Raw genomic sequence first — 16842 nt, forward strand, 5'->3', positions numbered from 1 at the left:
GGGATGGCTCGGTTCGCTCAGACGCCAAACGATCGCGATGCTTCGGAGGCGGTATCTCGTTCAATTTCGTAATTAGCACGCTCCGATTTTTTAACTGACTGTTGCACTTGCTCCTTGAGGCCGCCCTGTCTACCCTCAGTTTGCTACGCACAACGCTCATACACTGTCGGCCATTTATTACATTGCAGGCGACAATTATTACCCTGGCCAATACGAGTTCCAGTGTCTCCACGGAATGGGGGAGTCACTCTACCAGCAGGTCGTGGGCAAGGTGACCGATGGAAAATTGAATCGTCCCTGCCGAATTTACGCGCCCGTGGGCACTCACCAGACATTGCTTGCCTACCTAGTTCGCAGGCTGCTGGAGAACGGTGCGAATACATCCTTCGTCAATTTGATTGCAGACAAAACCGTGTCGATCAAGGAGCTTGTCGCCGATCCGGTCAGGAAGATCGAAAGCCTTGCGCTCAAAGAAGGTGCCTTGGGCTTACCCCATCCTCGCATCCCCTTGCCGCGCGATCTTTACGGTGTTGAACGACCCAACTCGGCAGGCATCGATCTCGCTAACGAGCATCGCCTGGCGGCTCTGTCGGATGCGCTGGTTAGCACCACGCGTATCGAATGGTTCGCAGCCCCCATGCTCGGTTGTTCAGCCAGTCACGGCAAGACTGAGCAGGTGCTCAACCCCTCCAACCTGCGCGATGTGGTAGGCCACGTTCAGCACGCAGATCTGGGAGATGTCAGCAACGCCCTGGAGTGCGCAGTGAGCGCAGCTCCCGTTTGGCTGTCGACACCCGTCAGCGAGCGGGCGGCCATCCTGGAGCGAGCTGCAACGTTGATGGAGGCTCAGCTCCAGCCACTGATAGGGCTGCTGGTGCGCGAAGCTGGAAAGACCTTCGCCAACGCCATTTCAGAGGTACGAGAAGCGGCGGATTTCCTCAGGTATTACGCCGTACAGGCACGCAATGATTTTAACAACGACAGCTACCTGCCTTTAGGCCCCATCGTCTGTATCAGCCCGTGGAATTTCCCGCTGGCGATTTTCACCGGCCAGGTAGCGGCAGCGCTCGCGGCGGGTAATCCGGTGCTGGCCAAACCCGCGGCACAAACATCATTGATCGCGGCCCAAGCCGTGCGATTGCTTCTTGACGCTGGTGTTCCGACATCGGCGCTGCAGTTGTTACCGGGAAGCGGGCGCGTTCTAGGCTCTGCAATGATCGCGGATGAGCGCGTGAAAGGTGTGATGTTCACAGGTTCCACCGAGGTCGCTCGCTCCTTGCAGGAGACCTTGGCCGGGCGTCTTGATGAGCGTGGCCGGCCCGTGCCTCTGATTGCGGAGACGGGCGGGCAAAATGCCATGATTGTCGACTCGTCCGCGTTGACGGAACAGGTGGTGTTCGACGTCATCACTTCTGCGTTCGACAGCGCGGGTCAACGTTGCTCGGCACTGCGCGTCTTGTGCTTGCAAGAGGACTCCGCTGACGATGTTGTCGAAATGCTCAAGGGCGCAATGGCTGAGTACCGCCTGGGCAACCCAGATCGGTTGAGCGTTGACATCGGGCCAGTGATCGATAACGGCGCCAAGGCGGGCATTGAAAAACACATTCAATCCATGCGCACCAAGGGGCGAAGTGTTTATCAGGTCGCGATCGCAAACGCCGAAGAAACCCGCCGCGGGACTTATGTCGTTCCGACGTTGATTGAGCTGCAGAGCATCGATGAACTGGAGCGGGAGATTTTCGGGCCGGTCTTACACATCGTGCGCTACGCGCGCAAAGATCTGGATCGCCTGGTGGAGCAAATCAACAATTGTGGTTATGGGTTAACGTTAGGTGTTCATACACGTATTGATGAGACCATCGCGAAGGTCATCGACAATGCTCACGTGGGTAACATCTACGTGAATCGTAACGTTGTGGGCGCTGTCGTCGGTGTGCAGCCGTTTGGCGGTGAGGGTCTTTCAGGGACGGGGCCAAAGGCGGGTGGCCCGCTGTACCTGTACCGCCTTCTCTCGGCACGTCCAGTCAATGCAATTTCGAGCTCGTTTCAACGCAACACCTCGTTCTGCACGACAGATGTAACCGCAAGCTCATTTATTTCGGCGCCGATCGACGAACTGAAAAAATGGGCAACGGGCAATAAAAGGGAAAGCTTGGCCGGGCTGTGTGTTTACTTTGCACAGCAATCCCAAAGCGGCGTTACCCGTGTGCTGATGGGCCCGACCGGCGAACGTAATAGCTACACCTTACTTCCCCGTGAGCAAGTCCTTTGCCTGGCCGAGACTGAAGGTGATCTCCTGATCCAGCTGGCAGCGGTACCCACATCTTGAGTCGAGTAGGTCAGTGATTGGACGGCTTGCTTGGCTGCGCCATATGCACGCAGGTGCTTCCTTTTTGACTTGGGGTTGCGGGTTTTCTTTTGCTTGTAAAAAGGCGGGGGGAGTTTGGCTTTTGTCTTCTGTAACTCACGCTCAATGAATAGAGCCGCAGACTTCTTCATTGGTAGCTCGCTTTTTATGAGCTTGGTCAGACTGTTCTTGAATTCGTTAAGGGGGCAGTAGTTGATTGAGTCCAGCAAAACCTTGGCCAGCTCGCGATCACCAGGCCGCTTATCGAACTGGTTGAGCCACAGCTGGGTTTTTTCCTGTTCCTGTAGGGGGAGCTGCATCATCCTGATCCCGTAAATCGCTGGGGTGTGTTGGTTAAGCAGGGCTTTATGCTCCCTAGCATACGCCAACGGTATCTGACTGGTAGGAGTTGGCCGTTTTGAGGGCAGAAAGAGTTCTGTGGTGACACATTGCAATTTTTTGCAGAGGGCTTAATCTCGGATTCTCTGCGTGCCACGGACAGCCCTTGTGATTGAGAATCTGCTCATACGCGGCGTATCAAGCTATTCCCCTAACGCCCCGACCCTTATTGGCCCTCTCAAGCGCGTGAGCATTCTCTACGGGCAAAATGGCACGGGTAAAAGCACGATTGGCAACTACCTGCAAACGCCAGGTGAGACGTGCTATCGGGGGTGCAGCATGGTGCCTGCTGACCCCGAACGCGAAATATTGGTCTACAACCACACCTTCATGGAGATGAACTTCCACGAAGACGTAGCGCAACCTGGGGTGTTTACACTCAGCGCCGGCAACATCGAGGCCGAGAATGCTCTGAGTGCAGCGCAGGCCGCAATCAAGTTGCTGTCAACGCAGCAAGATGAGGAGATGGCCAAGGGCAAAGCGAGTAAGACGGCTAGAGAGACTGAGAAGCAGGCATTGAAAGACGGCCTGTGGAAGCTCAAAACACCATTCGATGGTTCACCCTTGGCCTACTGCTTTCAAGGTGTGAACACCAAAGAGCGTCTGCTGGAGAGGATTCAGGCCACCTCTGAAGCGCCGGATGCCGTTACCACTGCCGAGTTGATGGCGGAGGCCACTGAGCTCCAGGCTGCAACGGACGCACAGTTGGCCTCTATTTCGCTTGTCGGTTTCTCAGGCTCCGAGCTTGAGCCCAACCCTATTTTCAGGGAGATCATCACGGGCACAGACAACTCCTACTTGGCAGGCCTCATCCACGCGCTCGGCCATTCGGACTGGATTCAGCATGCGCTGACATTTCCCCCCATCGATGGCGATTTATGCCCCTTCTGTCAGCAGCCGTTACCGGAAGGTTTTCATGGCGAGATTGCCAAGATCTTCGATAAAACCTACGAGCAGCGCATAGGTGACCTGACGAACCTGCAACGCCGTTACGCTGGAGCTGTCGAGCAAACGCTGCAGCGCCTGCGTAGCCCGAGCTACCAGCAACCTTCGTTTCAACTGGCTATCTCCAACCTATCTGCAGCACTTCAGCGCAATGTTCAGACTATTGAGAAAAAGGTAGCCAGCCCGTCTATTGTGGTTGAGCTTGAGTCCAGCGACGGGTTGATTGAAGCCTTGAATGAGTGCGTTGCGGTAGAGCAAGAAAAAATCGATGCCTTCAACCTCAAGGTCAAGAACAAGCAGGTTCATCTGGCCCGGATCAAGGAGCTGTTCTGGGGCGTGCTCAGGACTTCAGCTGGTGCATTGCTGGATCATTATGCTCAAGAGGATCAGGAGCTAGCCCTGGCTCAGCAAAAAGCCAGGGACAACATTGAGGCGCTACGGGTCAAAGCCAAGGCGGAGCGTGAAATCATCGCCCAGTGCAAGGCAGCCATCACGAATATTGACCAGTCGGTTGACAGCATAAACCACTGGTTGCGCATCCTGGGCCTCAAAGGCTTTGAGCTGACCAAGGAGGAAGGAGATGTCCCTCAATACAGGCTGCAGCGGCCCGAGCAACGCGCGGGTGTATTCAAAACGCTGAGTGAGGGCGAGAAAACACTCATCTCGTTTTTGTACTTTCTGGAAGTCTGCAATGGAGAGCTGAACGCGACTGCGGGAAGGTTGATCAGCGACCGCATTGTTGTGATCGATGACCCCATTTCAAGCTTGTCCCACAATTACGTGTATGACATTGCCTCCCTGATCAAGCGCCAGGTGATCAGCCCCATTACCCGCTTCAAGCAGGTGGTCATCCTGACCCACAACCTGTTTTTCTTCCACGAGATGGTCAAGCTCATGAACGAAGACGGAGGGCGTGGCCGGGGCAACGCTGGTCAGCAGGAAAGCCAGCTGGCCCTGTTCCGGATCACCAAGTCTGATTACAGCGCAGTGGTCGCCATGCAGCCCAAGGAGATCCAGAACGACTATCAATCTTTCTGGCAGGCCATCAAGGACGCTTTAAATGGACGCACCTCTGCCACCGTCATCCCGAACATGATGCGAAATATCCTGGAGTACTACTTCACGTTCGTGCACCGCCAGGACAAGCTCGCCAAGGCGCTCGAAGACCTGAGCGATGAGGATCCCCAATTCCGCTCGTTGTACCGCTACATCAACCGCGAGTCTCACGCTGATGCCGTGAACATCACCGATTTTGGTGAAATCGACCCAGCGGTGTACGTCGAGCGCTTCCGCCAGGTGTTTGTCAGAACGGAATTTCAGGAGCATTACGACAAGATGATGGGGTAGCGCTCGCTTATATCTTGAGCCATGGCATGGGGGCGACGTGCGTGGCCGCATATCGCAGGCTTTTCCGTTCGACCGTTACTCCAGGGGCTGATTTGTTGAGTATGCGCTAAGTGTGAATCGTTTTACCTTTTCGCTGGGCTTTCCAGGCTCTGATTACGCTGATAGCATTGCGCCTGCAGCTACCACCCAAGGACTCTCCTTCCTGCCTGTCATTCATCTGCTCGCTTTGCACGTGGTGTAAAGGCTATCAGCGGCCCGCTGAGATCAGATGGAGAATACGCCATGAATAATCATGGAAAAGTTGTCCTGGTTCGCCAGTACAACCGATTCCGGTTCGGGCAGTGGGAGACCGTGTGCATGCACATGCGATCCCTTCCGCGCCGTTAATTTGAACGTACCTAGGTGGTAGCTGCACCTCTCCTCAATATTCCCCCTTGCCGATTGCCCTGCGACGTAACGCTTGTCACGTTCCCGGCAATGCCGCGTGAAACTCGCTCCAGGGCTTTCACTGAACCTGCTTTAGAGTCGACGCCGTACATCCCCGGGTTGGAGACTTTTTCTCTCTCATCGTCGTCCGGCAGAACGGTTATCATCCAGACCACCCGCCGGTTATTCAGAGCGCGAACCAATGCCTCGAAGTAGGGGCCATCCACTGGATCAAGGGAGTGGCCGAGGACAGATGATCTGTACAACAGAATCCAATTCACTGACCGAGGCTGCAGTTGTGGAGCGACGATGATTGAGACGAAGGAGTACATTTGTACTCCTATGATTTGACTGCCGTAAACGTTAGCCTCTATCCCGTGTCCCCAATCGCTTCACGGACAGTGCCCGTTCTTGATCATGTGAGTGATAGTAAGTGTTCTGAGTCGTAGCCAGGTTCGAGTGGCGCAGGTCGTACTGGAGATCCTTGGCGTTTCTGAACGGCGCATCGAACGTGGCCGAGGTATGGCGAAGCCAGTGAGACGATGCCACCCGCAGGCTATCCATTTCGTAGGGCTCGCGCCCTTCATCGCGCATGCGTACCAGCGCGTTGTCGAACACGGTTTGGAGGAGGGCACGTACTTGCCGGTCAGAGAGGCCTGCGCGGCCACTTAGTGTTTTCAGAAGCGGCGTCTTCTCCTGGTAACTCGGCAATGGGCCCAGTCCAATGAATGTGCGATAGCGTTTTAGGTACTTCTCCACGTACTCATCGCGTACAGCAATCTTGCCAGACTTGTTTCCTTTACCCACCACATGGAACCACCAATTTCCATCGGCATCCAGACGAAAATCACCCATGGTGGGCTTCCAATTGGAACGCCCAACTATGTCTGATATACGTAGATACATGCTGAACATCGTGAGGAGAATGAACAAGGTTCGCTCATGTTTTTTAGGCTCAGCTTCAGCCATTGCTTCCGCTGTGTCAATCACGTAATCCCATTGTAAGGGTGTTAGCGCACGGGAAGAATTCGACTCCTGCAGGGATGAACTGTACTGTCCTTTTTTTGCGACCTTGCGAAAGGGATTGGAACTGGCGAGTTCTTCTTCGACCAAATATTCGTAGAAGCCATTAGCGATCTTGAATACATTACTCATGCTGCCTTTCGATGAATGATAGTCCGCAGACCGAAACTCATCAACATCCTCACCCAGCACTTTATTTTGTTTAGGCACGCGATGAGTAAAAGGTTTCCATTTTGGATTATGACCAACTTCCGAGTGCGAAGCCAAAGCATCATCTTGTTGAGTGACAAAACGATTGCGGACAACCGGGCCAACCCAACTGGCTGGCGGGTTTTTGCAAAACTCCAGATAAGCCTCCGCATCCAGCCTTTTCAGTTCAGTGACGGGCTTCTCACGGATGATCAGCGACCACAGCAGCAGGCGTTCGACGTGTCCGCGGTAGGTGCTGTACGTGAGCGCGTTATCCGCGTAGCACCTTAGATAGCCGCGTGCGACAAGGAAGCTCGGGATCGCCTTGAGTTCCGGTGCGAAGCGCTCCAGATATTCTACGGCACTGGTGAGGGATGGCCGGCCCAGGGTGAAATCTTGATCTACAAAGTCACCGTGAGATTCAAAGATTGGCTGGGGAGTGCAGGGCATCTAACTTACCGAAAAAAGGTGGCCTTACTTAGTGATTGAGAACTTCCTAATCTGGCTGTTTTAGGAAGTTCTCGCCTCCTATACAACCTACTCTCAACCGCCGGGCCTAGTTAATGGGAATCTGCGGATGGTATCCCCAAGTTAGGCCAGTCGCAACCACAAACATGCCAAGCCCATTCATCTGCTAAGTGCTCGCCAGGACTTGACATGTTAGCCGGAACGCATTAGGCGCTATTGATCCTTGTGTTTCAAAATAATCGTGCCGCAGCACCATTGCTAATATATAGCATATATTGCTTTTTCCACTCAAAGGTTATGCTTCCCCCCCCCCAACGAATACGGGGCTGCTGATTAATATAATCAATAATTGAAATTGATTTTCGAATGTACGGCTCGATCAATATTGGCTAAGTATTGACAGTCGCAGCCCCAAAGCGGCGGCCTGAGGAAAGTGTCCACATTAATTTAATCTTAGCCGCATTCGGAAAGTGTCTGGATTAAGTGAAAAACATCCCGAGGCCAGAGAAAATGGGATTCTAGCTTCATGAGCGCTCAACTGGGCCTTCGGAAAGCGTCCGCATTATTGTCGGATCCACGCCAAAAAAGTTCCATGGTGTAGCTGAGCGCCTAGAGCACCTGGAACACTGAAACGGAAGCTACTACAAGCTGGCATGGCTTCAGACCGTGGCACGGTTGGCCTTGAGACCATAAAGCAACGCTGACTTCACTTTGGCGTAGGTAGCTTACCAAGCCTTACAAGGCTCGAAATCTGGGAAAGTGTCCACATAATGCGGCTTGGTTCACGACGACGAAAGTGTCCGAATTTTGAGCAGAAGCTACTGGAAGCCCCGGATTACAAGGACTGTAGCAAGTCAGACGCCAGTGCTGCAGTGGTTACGAGTGTCCAGATAGCGGAGGAATTGGGTCAAACGGTTCAAACCATCGTATCAGCGTGCGCCCCTGTAAAATCAGTGGGTTACGGAAATCGTGTGGCAGCAAAAGTGTCCGCATTTCGTTGGAATAGAGGCGCATGTGAGCAATGCCGAATTGCTGGAAGCCAAGTGAGTAGAGGGCTCAAGGAGTTGACGGGGTAAAAGTGTCCGCAATTCGCGACGGTGACAGTCACAGTGTGAGGGTCGAGAACAAAATGGAATTTGTTAACAGATTGATTTAAAGGCTTTCTCTCGTTCTTTTTGATAAAAAATGGAAAGCCTGTCGGATTTTCCACCTAGTTATCAAAATACAGAGGATTTTCCAACCAGATTTCGAAAATCTCTGGGTTCTGTATGAAATTCCACGCAACCCAATTGCCGACCTTCAAGGGCCCAGGTTTAAAGGGGCTTCGGGAGTCAACGAATGCTGTAATGGCAAAGCGTTATGAGTCCTGGGGCGAAGGATGGGATGTGGTCGCTGATCTTTTCACTCAAACTCACATCAGAGGTAGCTCACTCGGCATTGATCGAGTGGTACTAAATAGCGTGCTGTGGATTCTTTGCTCGGGTACCGCATGCCGAGCGTGCCGGAGCGCTTCGGGCCTTGGCCAACGGTTTCCCTGACGCGCCTGCTGATTATTCTCAAGGCCGCAGTCGTGGCGGCCTGACTAAGAAGATTCAAATGCTCGGCAATGCCAACGGCATACAGTTGCGCTTACTTCCCTCTGACGGACAAGCCAGGAATCGGCTAAGCACATCCGCTGGTGGATGATGTCAGTATCCCGACAAGTCAACGTGGCCGCCTTCACAAGCGTCGCAAATTAGGCGACGGATAAAGGTTATGACGCCGAAGCCTTACGTCGTTATTTCGAAGAATATTATATGGAACCCCTGATTTAGCTGCGCTCCATAAAATTTAAGAACCTGCCTGGCTTACTCGACCAAAGTATTGGTAGAGCAACACCATTAAACGCATAATCGCCTGGTGGGAAGAAAACTAGCGACTTGTCACGCGCTTCGACAAGCATGGAATTATCTACTTCGCGATGGTCTCTCTAGTCCTATAGCATTCGATGTTCGCGACACTTTTTTCGGGTAGAGCCAGGATCCTCTGCTTTGTATCAGGGGGCGGACATTTTAGTTTTGCAAGCATGCGTTGAGAATAGTTCGAAGTAAAAAACCTAATGGTTATCGGAAAAAGATAAAAGAGTCGCAGTTCGCTGCGCACGCATAAGACGTATCTTATTGATTTTTATACTATTAAGTTAGCGTCAGCTGAGTAGCTCAGTGATGGGGCGCCGAGATGAGCAGTTCCTTCATTTAGTCTTTTTTGCCGTTGGTGGTGGAAACCAGGCGCGAGTAGTTCTAGCTTATGCCCCGGACTAAGGAGCGGTTACTCGTGGCTAATTTAAACAGCGCGTCGTCATCAATCGATATTCTCCACCATCGGCGTGCAATGGAACGTTGGGATATCTTTCGAAGATATAAGCAAGGCGAATTACCTATGGACGTCGCCATGCGAGTCATGAATCTTAAGAAGTCTATGTTTTACAGGCTGTTGGGGGTTGTGAATAGATCTGCTAACTACGAGTGCTTACTGCCCGGCAATAAGGGGTGTAACTCTGGTTCGAGGTACTTAGGAAATAAGGTTGAGAAACTCATAGATGATGCTTATGAGGATCATTATGAAGGATCGTCTGCTTCTTTTGCTAATGTTTGGCGTCAACTCCAGGCGATAACAAAAGTTTCTGACTTGAAATGCCCGAGCTACCATGCAGTCCGTATCAGAATTTTAGAAAAACCTGAAATCGAGAGGTTCAGGAAGAAATACGGTGTTGAAGCAGCCGACCAAAAGTACTCGCCCCGTCCTGGCAGTAAGCAAACCAACAGGCCGTTAGAGTGGGTGCAGATTGATCACACTTTAGCAGACGTGATGTTAGTCGATTCGCAGGATCGAACCCAGCTTATAGGGCGCCCTTGGGTAACGCTAGCAATCTGTAAACACACCCGGCTGATTCTCGGATTTTATCTTTCTCTCCTGCATCCCAGTGCTGTGAGTGTTGCTATGGTCATTGGGAATTCTGTGGCGTCGAAATCATCGCTGCTAACTAAGTTGGGAATTAGTGAAAATGCACTCCCGCGCCATGGCTTGATGGAGACAATTCATACAGACAATGCGGCTGAATTCACCTCAGATATACTCAGGAGCGCTTGCGAATCACATGACATAAAACTAGTGTCTCGGCGTCGCAAGCATTACGGCGGTCATATCGAGAGACTTATTGGCACCATGATGACCACTAAGGTTCACTTTCTGAGAGGGACTACATTCTCCAACGTTCTCAGGCGCCGTGACTATTCTCCAGAAAAAAAAGCCGTACTCACATTCCAGGAGTTCTGTAAGGACTTCGTAGTTAATGTGAGTGTTTATAATTCTACAACTCATAGCGCGCTTCAAAATAAATCGCCGAATCAAGTGTGGGACGAATATTACACTAAAAATCCACGCCCGAAAATAATAGACTCATCGGAGCTAGAAAGCTTTCGAATAGATTTCTTCCCGCAACGCCTTAAAAAAATACAACCCTACGGAATTGAAATTTTGGGGCGGCGCTATTATGGCACGCCCCTGAAAGGTTTAGTGGGGCGTGAAGTCTTGGTGAAGTTTGACCCATATGATCTTACGCATGTATTTGCGCTGTTGCAGGGGAGCTATCAGCTCATACCGCTATCTTATAATTATAAGTCGCGCAGTTTGGACTATGAGATGTATAGATACGAGAGAAATCAAAAAGGTGTTAGGAACGGAACAATTACGGAGGACGAGGCGCTAGGCCTCATGATCGAAGCTAAAGCGGACCTGGAAGCTGCGCAACAAAAAACTCAGGAAGCGAAAAAGGGGAGGAAATCCGAGGCGTCTAGAACCCATAAAGCTGCGAAGGAAATTATACCGGCCAATTCAATTCCTGGTTCCATTAATCCGCCACTAGCTGTCCAGCATGATCGGATAGGTATTCTCGACTATCTCATAGCTTCGCGGCCTGCAGACACCCATGCGGAAGATATCGACTTTAGTAGTCAACCAAAAATTTATGATGGAGACTTAAAGTGAGCAACGGATTTGAACATGTACGGCCCGAACGTCGACACTTATTCGATCTTTCCATTGAGCTTCGCAGTCTCGCATGCCGTGCCGATCTTTGGATTAATGCCCCTCACGCCGAAAGAGTTGTTAACAAAATCGGTATGATGTTAAAGGTAAAAAATAAGGTTCAAGCGCCATGCTTATTGGTATATGGACGAGGCGGTTCTGGAAAAACCACGATTTTTCAACGCTTGCAATCTCTTTATGAAAATGCCGATGAAAAGCTTGTGTTTGTTAATATGCGGCAGAATCCAAATAACTGGGCATTCCGAGAGCTGTTATTTTCCGCGTTTGACATAGCGGTGACAAAGCGCGCACGTGCCACTCTAGATATTTCAGCACAATTGCGCATGCTGATCGAGACCCGGAATATAAAGGGTATCGTGATTGATGAGGTGCATGATGCATTGACCCTGACTGCTGTGCAGCAAAAGATAAATTTATCGCTGTTGAAGAATTTGTCCGGCGCCGATTATAACTTGTCTGTTTTCGCATTTGGCACAGAGGGGGCGGAGGAAGTTCTCAGAGCTGATCCACAACTGGCCAGGCGTTATGCAATGCACCCTCTGCTAGATTGGCAATGGGGGGATGCATTCCGTAATTTTGTAGCGAGCTATATTAACTTCCTTCCGCTGCGCCTAGCCACTGACCTGGGAAATAAGCAGCTCTTGGTGGCAATGTTCAGCAACTCGAAAGGGATTATGGATAATGTTGTAAAGCTCTTGCAGGTTTGCGCAAGCGCTGCTGTGCTTGATGGAACAGAGCGTATAACGCTGGAGCACGCCAATAATGTCGGGCTGTTGTGCCATGACTTGGGCGTAGCGTGGGAGTAAGTTTGTTGTCAGACGCTACAGAAAAAATCGCATCAGCCCTGTCCTTTCAGCCGGTCTGGCAAGATCTAGCGCCATCCCTTGATTTGATGGCTCGTATTGAAGAGTTTTCTGAATGCGATGCCGGGCCGAGAGTTTTCGTCGCATATGGAGAGCCAGGCTGCGGCATGACGAGGGCCTTGAGCAGGCACTTCTCAAGCGCAGCACCTCATTCAGTATGGCTTGGTGCCAAGCTCTTGGGTACGAAAGCAACCTTGTATGACCGGCTTGCAAGATATATGGGCGTATATAACGTGTGCCACAGATTGGATCGCTTGCCGAAGTATTTGCTGAGAATATTAGAGCTCCGGCGAGTGCGGATAATATATGTAGATGATGCTGATCAGTTTATGTTGGATCGCATGGCTGCTGAAAGTTTTATTGCAGATATTGCACTGCTCGCAAGGAGTTCTCCTGCTTTACATTTTGTTCTCAGCATAAAGTCATCTCGGGCGGACGTAGAACGGTCAAGCTTGCTTAAAAGCCTGCACTGTGTAACCCATAATTTACAGGGCTTAAATGGCGTCAACAGCAAGGAGTTAGCTCTCGCAATGTTAAAAGAACTAAACGAGCTAAACGGTACGACGATTACCTTAGCCAGTGAGGTTTCTCGGTGCCCCCCCCCGGGGAGAGGCCTGGGCGAATTAGTCGATTGGGTAAAATTGGCATTTGCAACGGCATGGATTACAGAAAAACAAATCGATCCGCATGCCTCATACTCTAAACTATGGAAGGTGCTGGATGATTTTCTTGAGTGAACCACCATTACCCGAAGAAACGATGGTCTCATGGGCATGGAGAGTGTTTAATGAAGTCGACTGCCCTACCGAGTGGATAGCCTTACATCAGGCTTTCTATGCTTCGCATGGATGTGATCCTGACTTTAATTTTCTATCACCATTCGCTCTTGAGTTGCAGAGAATCACTCAATTAACCGCCAGTGATTTGCGTGAGAGTTTCTCGGTAGGAGGGGCGTTGGTGATTCCGAGGAAAGCCAGGTCTGCTTACTGCTACGAATGCCTAGAGGATAGCGTAAGGCAAGTAGGGCTTCCTTCTTGGAAGAGGTCTTGGTGCTCGCCATTCATCCCCATTTGTCAAAAACACCAGCATGTTCTGTCTGATACCCTCAATAGTGATGCCAAATATTATGAATTTCCTGCATTGGCGTTCATCGAAGGCGCAGAGTCGTCATATTCGGCGAGAGGAGGGCGTCTATCTAATTATTCCAAACGCTGGCATGGGGAAAGATATATGGACCCCGCGGTTCAATCTCAGCACTGGTACTGTAGTTTTCTGAGTTCTGGTTCGGAGTCATGGAGGTTTTCCTTAAGGCGATTATGGGAAGTCATTTTTATTGCTCTGATGGCGTGCCATGTTGCTCGCTTAGGAACTTGGAAAGGCTGGGCGGCAGGCGAAACTGGACCCGGCAGATCAACCGCCAGAGAGAAACGCAACGCAACAGGTTCCCTGTTGAAAGAGGGCTTGTACGGTTCGATCTCCACACGAATGGAAGCGTTGTTCTACTGCGGAATGGTATTCGGCGTATTCAGATTCATGTCTTCGGAAGATGACGTTTTCGGCTATGCACCAATGGATCCACTGGTTTTAGGACGCCGAATGCGCCGAGACAAACCAGAAATTTCGCTATGGTTGGTTGGATATATGGAACGTCGTCATGCATTGCTCCTTCCCGCTACTAAGCAATTTCTAGAGGGACTCAAGCTCTCACCTGGCTCTTATGACCATCGATTCAAATGGTGAGACAACTTGCTGAATAGATTGATCACCTATTTCATTTCTAATGTCGGCCAAAATAAGGTTCGGCTAGGCCGAGCAGGCATAGGAGCGCGACAAACCCTACAGCCTAATCATTCTCGAGTCTGTTTGCGAGGCTCTTCCCTGAGTTGTGGTGACGCGGGATAGTCTCATCGGAGTCGGTCAGAGAACAGGTGCGTTTGTGCTGTTCTGGGCGTTGTCAGCGTCGTCCTCTAGCGAAGATTGAGTTGTGAATAGCTGGGTGGCACGACTACCTAGCAGCGATCCTGCCTGAAAATAGCCCATCACCGTACTGACACTGCGATGTTCGGTCATGGCCATGATTTCACCGAGTGGCACACCCTGACGGCTGGCTTCGGTGACGAAACCCGAGCGCAGACTGTGCGCGGCCCAATCACCGTCAAGGCCAGCTAGTTGGGCACGGCGTTTGACGATCCGCGCCACCTGATCCCCTGACAATCCCTTGGTGGCGACCTTGCCACCTCTGTACAGGCGGCGGAACAGGGGGCCGGTCTGAGCAGGGGCCGCCTCCAGCCAAGTGCTCAACGCGTGCGCCGGCGCCCCTTGTATTGGCTTCACTCGACGCACACCACTGGTGTCGGTCTTGGTCGCACCCAGGGCATACAACCAGGTGTCGGCATCTAGCTGGCGCAGGTCCTGGACCTGCAAGCCCACCACTTCTGAGCGGCGCCGACCGCCGCCACTCCAGGCCAGCAGCAACAGCGCTCGATCACGCACCCCGCGCACCCCGTCGGTGCAGGTGGCCAGCATTGCCTGCAACGGTTCTAGCACCACCGCGGTCTTCTTGCGTAGTGTCACGCCCTGGCGGGTTTGCGCCTTGCGCGCCTCGCGCAAGAGGGTCTTCACCGCTGAGGCCTCGCACGGGTTGTCCCACTCGTTGAGGCGGTGCCACTTGGCCAACACTGCCAGGCGGTGACTGACCGTGTTGAACGCCAATGGCCCAGGCTTACCCTTGACCCCGGCGGCGACTAGCGCGGCATCGAGCTCGGCCGGCAATAAATGGCTCCAGCCACCAGTGCCATCCGGGCGGGCCAGGTGATCGACGATGAACTGCACCGCGACCTCCGGGGGCAAAGCGCCGTCACCGAGTGCCCGACCGTAGCGCAATTGCAGCCAGCCGGCCCAATAGGCGAGGGCGCTGCGGTAGCTACGCACGGTATTCGCCGCAGTGCCGGCAGCGATGAACGCCTCAGCGGCGAAGCGCGTACTGTCCGCTAGCCGAAACAGGTCAAGGGGGACTGGCGTAGGTAATTTCGTCTCACTTGTACTATTCATAACATTGCACGTATTAAGAATTGAGTGGGCGAAAAACAGGTCCGGATAAGATTGCATTATCAGACCTAATATAGCGGAGGGCAGGCCATGGCGGTAGGTGTACCGGAAAACGACGTGTTCGCCGCGGCGGACGCGGTATTGGCCCGCGGCGAGCGGCCGACGGTCGAGCGGGTGCGTCTGGAGCTCGGCCGCGGCAGTCCAGCGCGGGTTGGCTCCTTGCTCGATCAATGGTGGGAACAACTAGCCGGGCGCTTGCGTGGTGAAACCCGGCTGCCCGGCCTGCCGACGGAACTGGCACAGGCCTTCGTCGCCATCTGGCAGCAGGCGACCACCCTGGCTCAGGGCGTGGCCGAATACGCGTTGGCCGGCCAGCGCCAGGTTTTGGCGGAGGAACGCGAGCAACTGGTGGCACTGGAGGCGAGGGCGCGTCTGGACGTCGCACAGGCCCGGCTACAGACCGCCGAGGCGCTGGGGGCGCGGCAGAGCGCCGAAACTCGGTTGGCCGATCTGGAACAGCTGCTGATCCAGCGCTCGGCGCAGATCGACGACCTGCGCCAGCAGCGCGAGGAATTGCTCGGGCAGTGCGACGAAGCGCGCGGGCAACTGGTCGAAGTCCGCCAGCAACTGCAGGACAGTCGCCAGCAGGCCGAGCAGGCACGCGAAGAGCAGCAGCGCTACACCCGCGACGTCGAGGACCGGGCATATCGGGAGATCGATCGGGCGCGCGAGGAGAGCAAAGCCTTGGCGACCCAGCTCGAGGAGGCCAATGGCCGTTTGCAGACCTTCCAGCAGACGTTGCTAGCAGGGCAGGCAGAGCTGGCCGAAACCCGGGAACAGCGGAGCATCGCGCAGACCCAGGCGCAGGCACTGCTACACGAGCGGGAACAAGTGCACCAGCTGCAGGCTGAGCGGTGCCGCCAGCTTAAGGAGCTGCAGCAGCAACTGCAGCGCACCCATGGCGAGTTGGCCAGTGCGCGTGAGCAAGCAGCCGCTGCGCAGGCCCGCGCCGAAACGCTGCGTCAGCAGTTGGCTGACTCCGGCAGCAGCAATCCAGTGCCCGGGGGTAGTCAGCGGCTGCGCAAAGGTACGCCGAGAAACAGCTGAGGCCGGTCAGGTGACCGGTGTTCGCTGCTGGCCGCCAACTGCGGGAACAGCGGCAACGCACCAGGCTGCATACCGAAATTTGGCCGATTTATGCCGCTCACGATTGATCGGTATAAGTCGGCTGCTTCCCTTGGTGACAGGCCAGAGCCGGCCTAAGGGACTGTGGTTGTTCACCAGCTGGCCCCGGCGTTCGCCTTCAACAAACCTGCATCAGGCCGTGCCTCCCCATTCAAGGGCTTGAAGCACACGGCGAACTTGTTTGGCTCCGATTTCGGTTTCGCAGAGCATAATCGACCCATTGCGGACGTTCGGCACTGGGATTCGAGATTATTTTTTTGCCCCACGTTGATGGAATCTCACGCTGTGCCCTCAACCCAAATTCAGGTTGCAGGAGCAAGGAAACTACGAAGCACGCCAACAATTTCTTGAAGCGCCGTATCGTTTCTGCGCATCAAATATCCAAAGACCTGTTTCTGCGTCGCTAGCCCCGTACAATAAAATCAAGCAACATATCAAATATAGCCTAATTGTTTAAAAATTTTCTGATAGATATCACGTACCACTTTACTTTTATTTTCATGGTATTTCTGAATA

8 protein-coding genes and 1 pseudogene are annotated in these 16842 nt (G+C 53.0%); 7 read left to right on the plus strand and 2 right to left on the minus strand.

The annotated features are described in order from the left end of the window. Positions 1 to 127: 127 nt before the first annotated feature. Both putA and H8F21_RS28720 read left to right on the plus strand, forming a co-directional pair. A pseudogene (gene putA, locus H8F21_RS28715) lies at positions 128 to 2317 on the plus strand (bifunctional proline dehydrogenase/L-glutamate gamma-semialdehyde dehydrogenase PutA); the annotation flags it as partial. 537 nt (positions 2318 to 2854) lie between these two features. Further along, on the plus strand, positions 2855 to 5038 hold the full coding sequence (locus tag H8F21_RS28720) for an AAA family ATPase (RefSeq protein ID WP_203585790.1): 2184 nt from the start codon (positions 2855 to 2857) through the stop codon (positions 5036 to 5038). A gap of 789 nt (positions 5039 to 5827) precedes the next feature. On the opposite strand, the gene H8F21_RS28725 is transcribed toward H8F21_RS28720, so the two are convergent. Beyond that, positions 5828 to 7126: a tyrosine-type recombinase/integrase gene (locus H8F21_RS28725; RefSeq protein WP_203585791.1), complete on the minus strand. Its 1299-nt coding sequence runs from the start codon at positions 7124 to 7126 to the stop codon at positions 5828 to 5830. 2331 nt (positions 7127 to 9457) lie between these two features. Between H8F21_RS28725 and H8F21_RS28730 the strand changes: the two genes are divergently transcribed. Genes H8F21_RS28730 through H8F21_RS28745 form a run of 4 tightly spaced genes read left to right on the plus strand, consistent with a single transcriptional unit; the run spans position 9458 to position 13833 of the window. Next, positions 9458 to 11170 carry a Mu transposase C-terminal domain-containing protein gene (locus H8F21_RS28730; protein ID WP_203585792.1) on the plus strand — a complete coding sequence of 571 codons (1713 nt, stop codon included), beginning with the start codon at positions 9458 to 9460 and terminating at the stop codon, positions 11168 to 11170. Next, positions 11167 to 12036, plus strand: a complete 870-nt coding sequence (locus H8F21_RS28735; protein ID WP_328824555.1) for a TniB family NTP-binding protein — start codon at positions 11167 to 11169, stop codon at positions 12034 to 12036. The genes H8F21_RS28730 and H8F21_RS28735 overlap by 4 nt, the downstream gene beginning before the upstream one ends. A 5-nt stretch (positions 12037 to 12041) precedes the next feature. Then, positions 12042 to 12830: an AAA family ATPase gene (locus H8F21_RS28740; RefSeq protein WP_203585793.1), complete on the plus strand. Its 789-nt coding sequence runs from the start codon at positions 12042 to 12044 to the stop codon at positions 12828 to 12830. Next, complete coding sequence (locus H8F21_RS28745; RefSeq protein ID WP_203585794.1) at positions 12814 to 13833, plus strand: TniQ family protein; 1020 nt, start codon at positions 12814 to 12816, stop codon at positions 13831 to 13833. The genes H8F21_RS28740 and H8F21_RS28745 overlap by 17 nt, the downstream gene beginning before the upstream one ends. 177 nt (positions 13834 to 14010) lie before the next feature. Here the strand turns inward: H8F21_RS28745 and H8F21_RS28750 are convergent, their stop codons facing one another. Continuing rightward, positions 14011 to 15144 (minus strand): site-specific integrase, encoded by a 1134-nt coding sequence (locus tag H8F21_RS28750; protein WP_203585795.1) that lies wholly within the window; start codon positions 15142 to 15144, stop codon positions 14011 to 14013. Positions 15145 to 15231: 87 nt separating this feature from the next. On the opposite strand from H8F21_RS28750, the gene H8F21_RS28755 reads away from it, so the two are divergent. After that, a complete protein-coding gene (locus tag H8F21_RS28755) occupies positions 15232 to 16248 on the plus strand; it encodes a DNA-binding protein (protein WP_203585796.1) in 1017 nt (338 codons plus the stop codon). Positions 16249 to 16842 lie beyond the last annotated feature (594 nt).

The organism is Pseudomonas arcuscaelestis (assembly GCF_016881005.1).
GTDB lineage: Bacteria > Pseudomonadota > Gammaproteobacteria > Pseudomonadales > Pseudomonadaceae > Aquipseudomonas > Aquipseudomonas arcuscaelestis.

Excerpts from the sequence above, each read along its gene's own strand:
- H8F21_RS28725 (WP_203585791.1), bottom strand. The coding sequence starts at position 7,126 with ATGCCCTGCACTCCCCAGCCAATCTTTGAATCTCACGGTGACTTTGTA.
- H8F21_RS28745 (WP_203585794.1), top strand. The coding sequence starts at position 12,814 with ATGATTTTCTTGAGTGAACCACCATTACCCGAAGAAACGATGGTCTCA.
- H8F21_RS28750 (WP_203585795.1), bottom strand. The coding sequence starts at position 15,144 with ATGAATAGTACAAGTGAGACGAAATTACCTACGCCAGTCCCCCTTGAC.
- H8F21_RS28755 (WP_203585796.1), top strand. The coding sequence starts at position 15,232 with ATGGCGGTAGGTGTACCGGAAAACGACGTGTTCGCCGCGGCGGACGCG.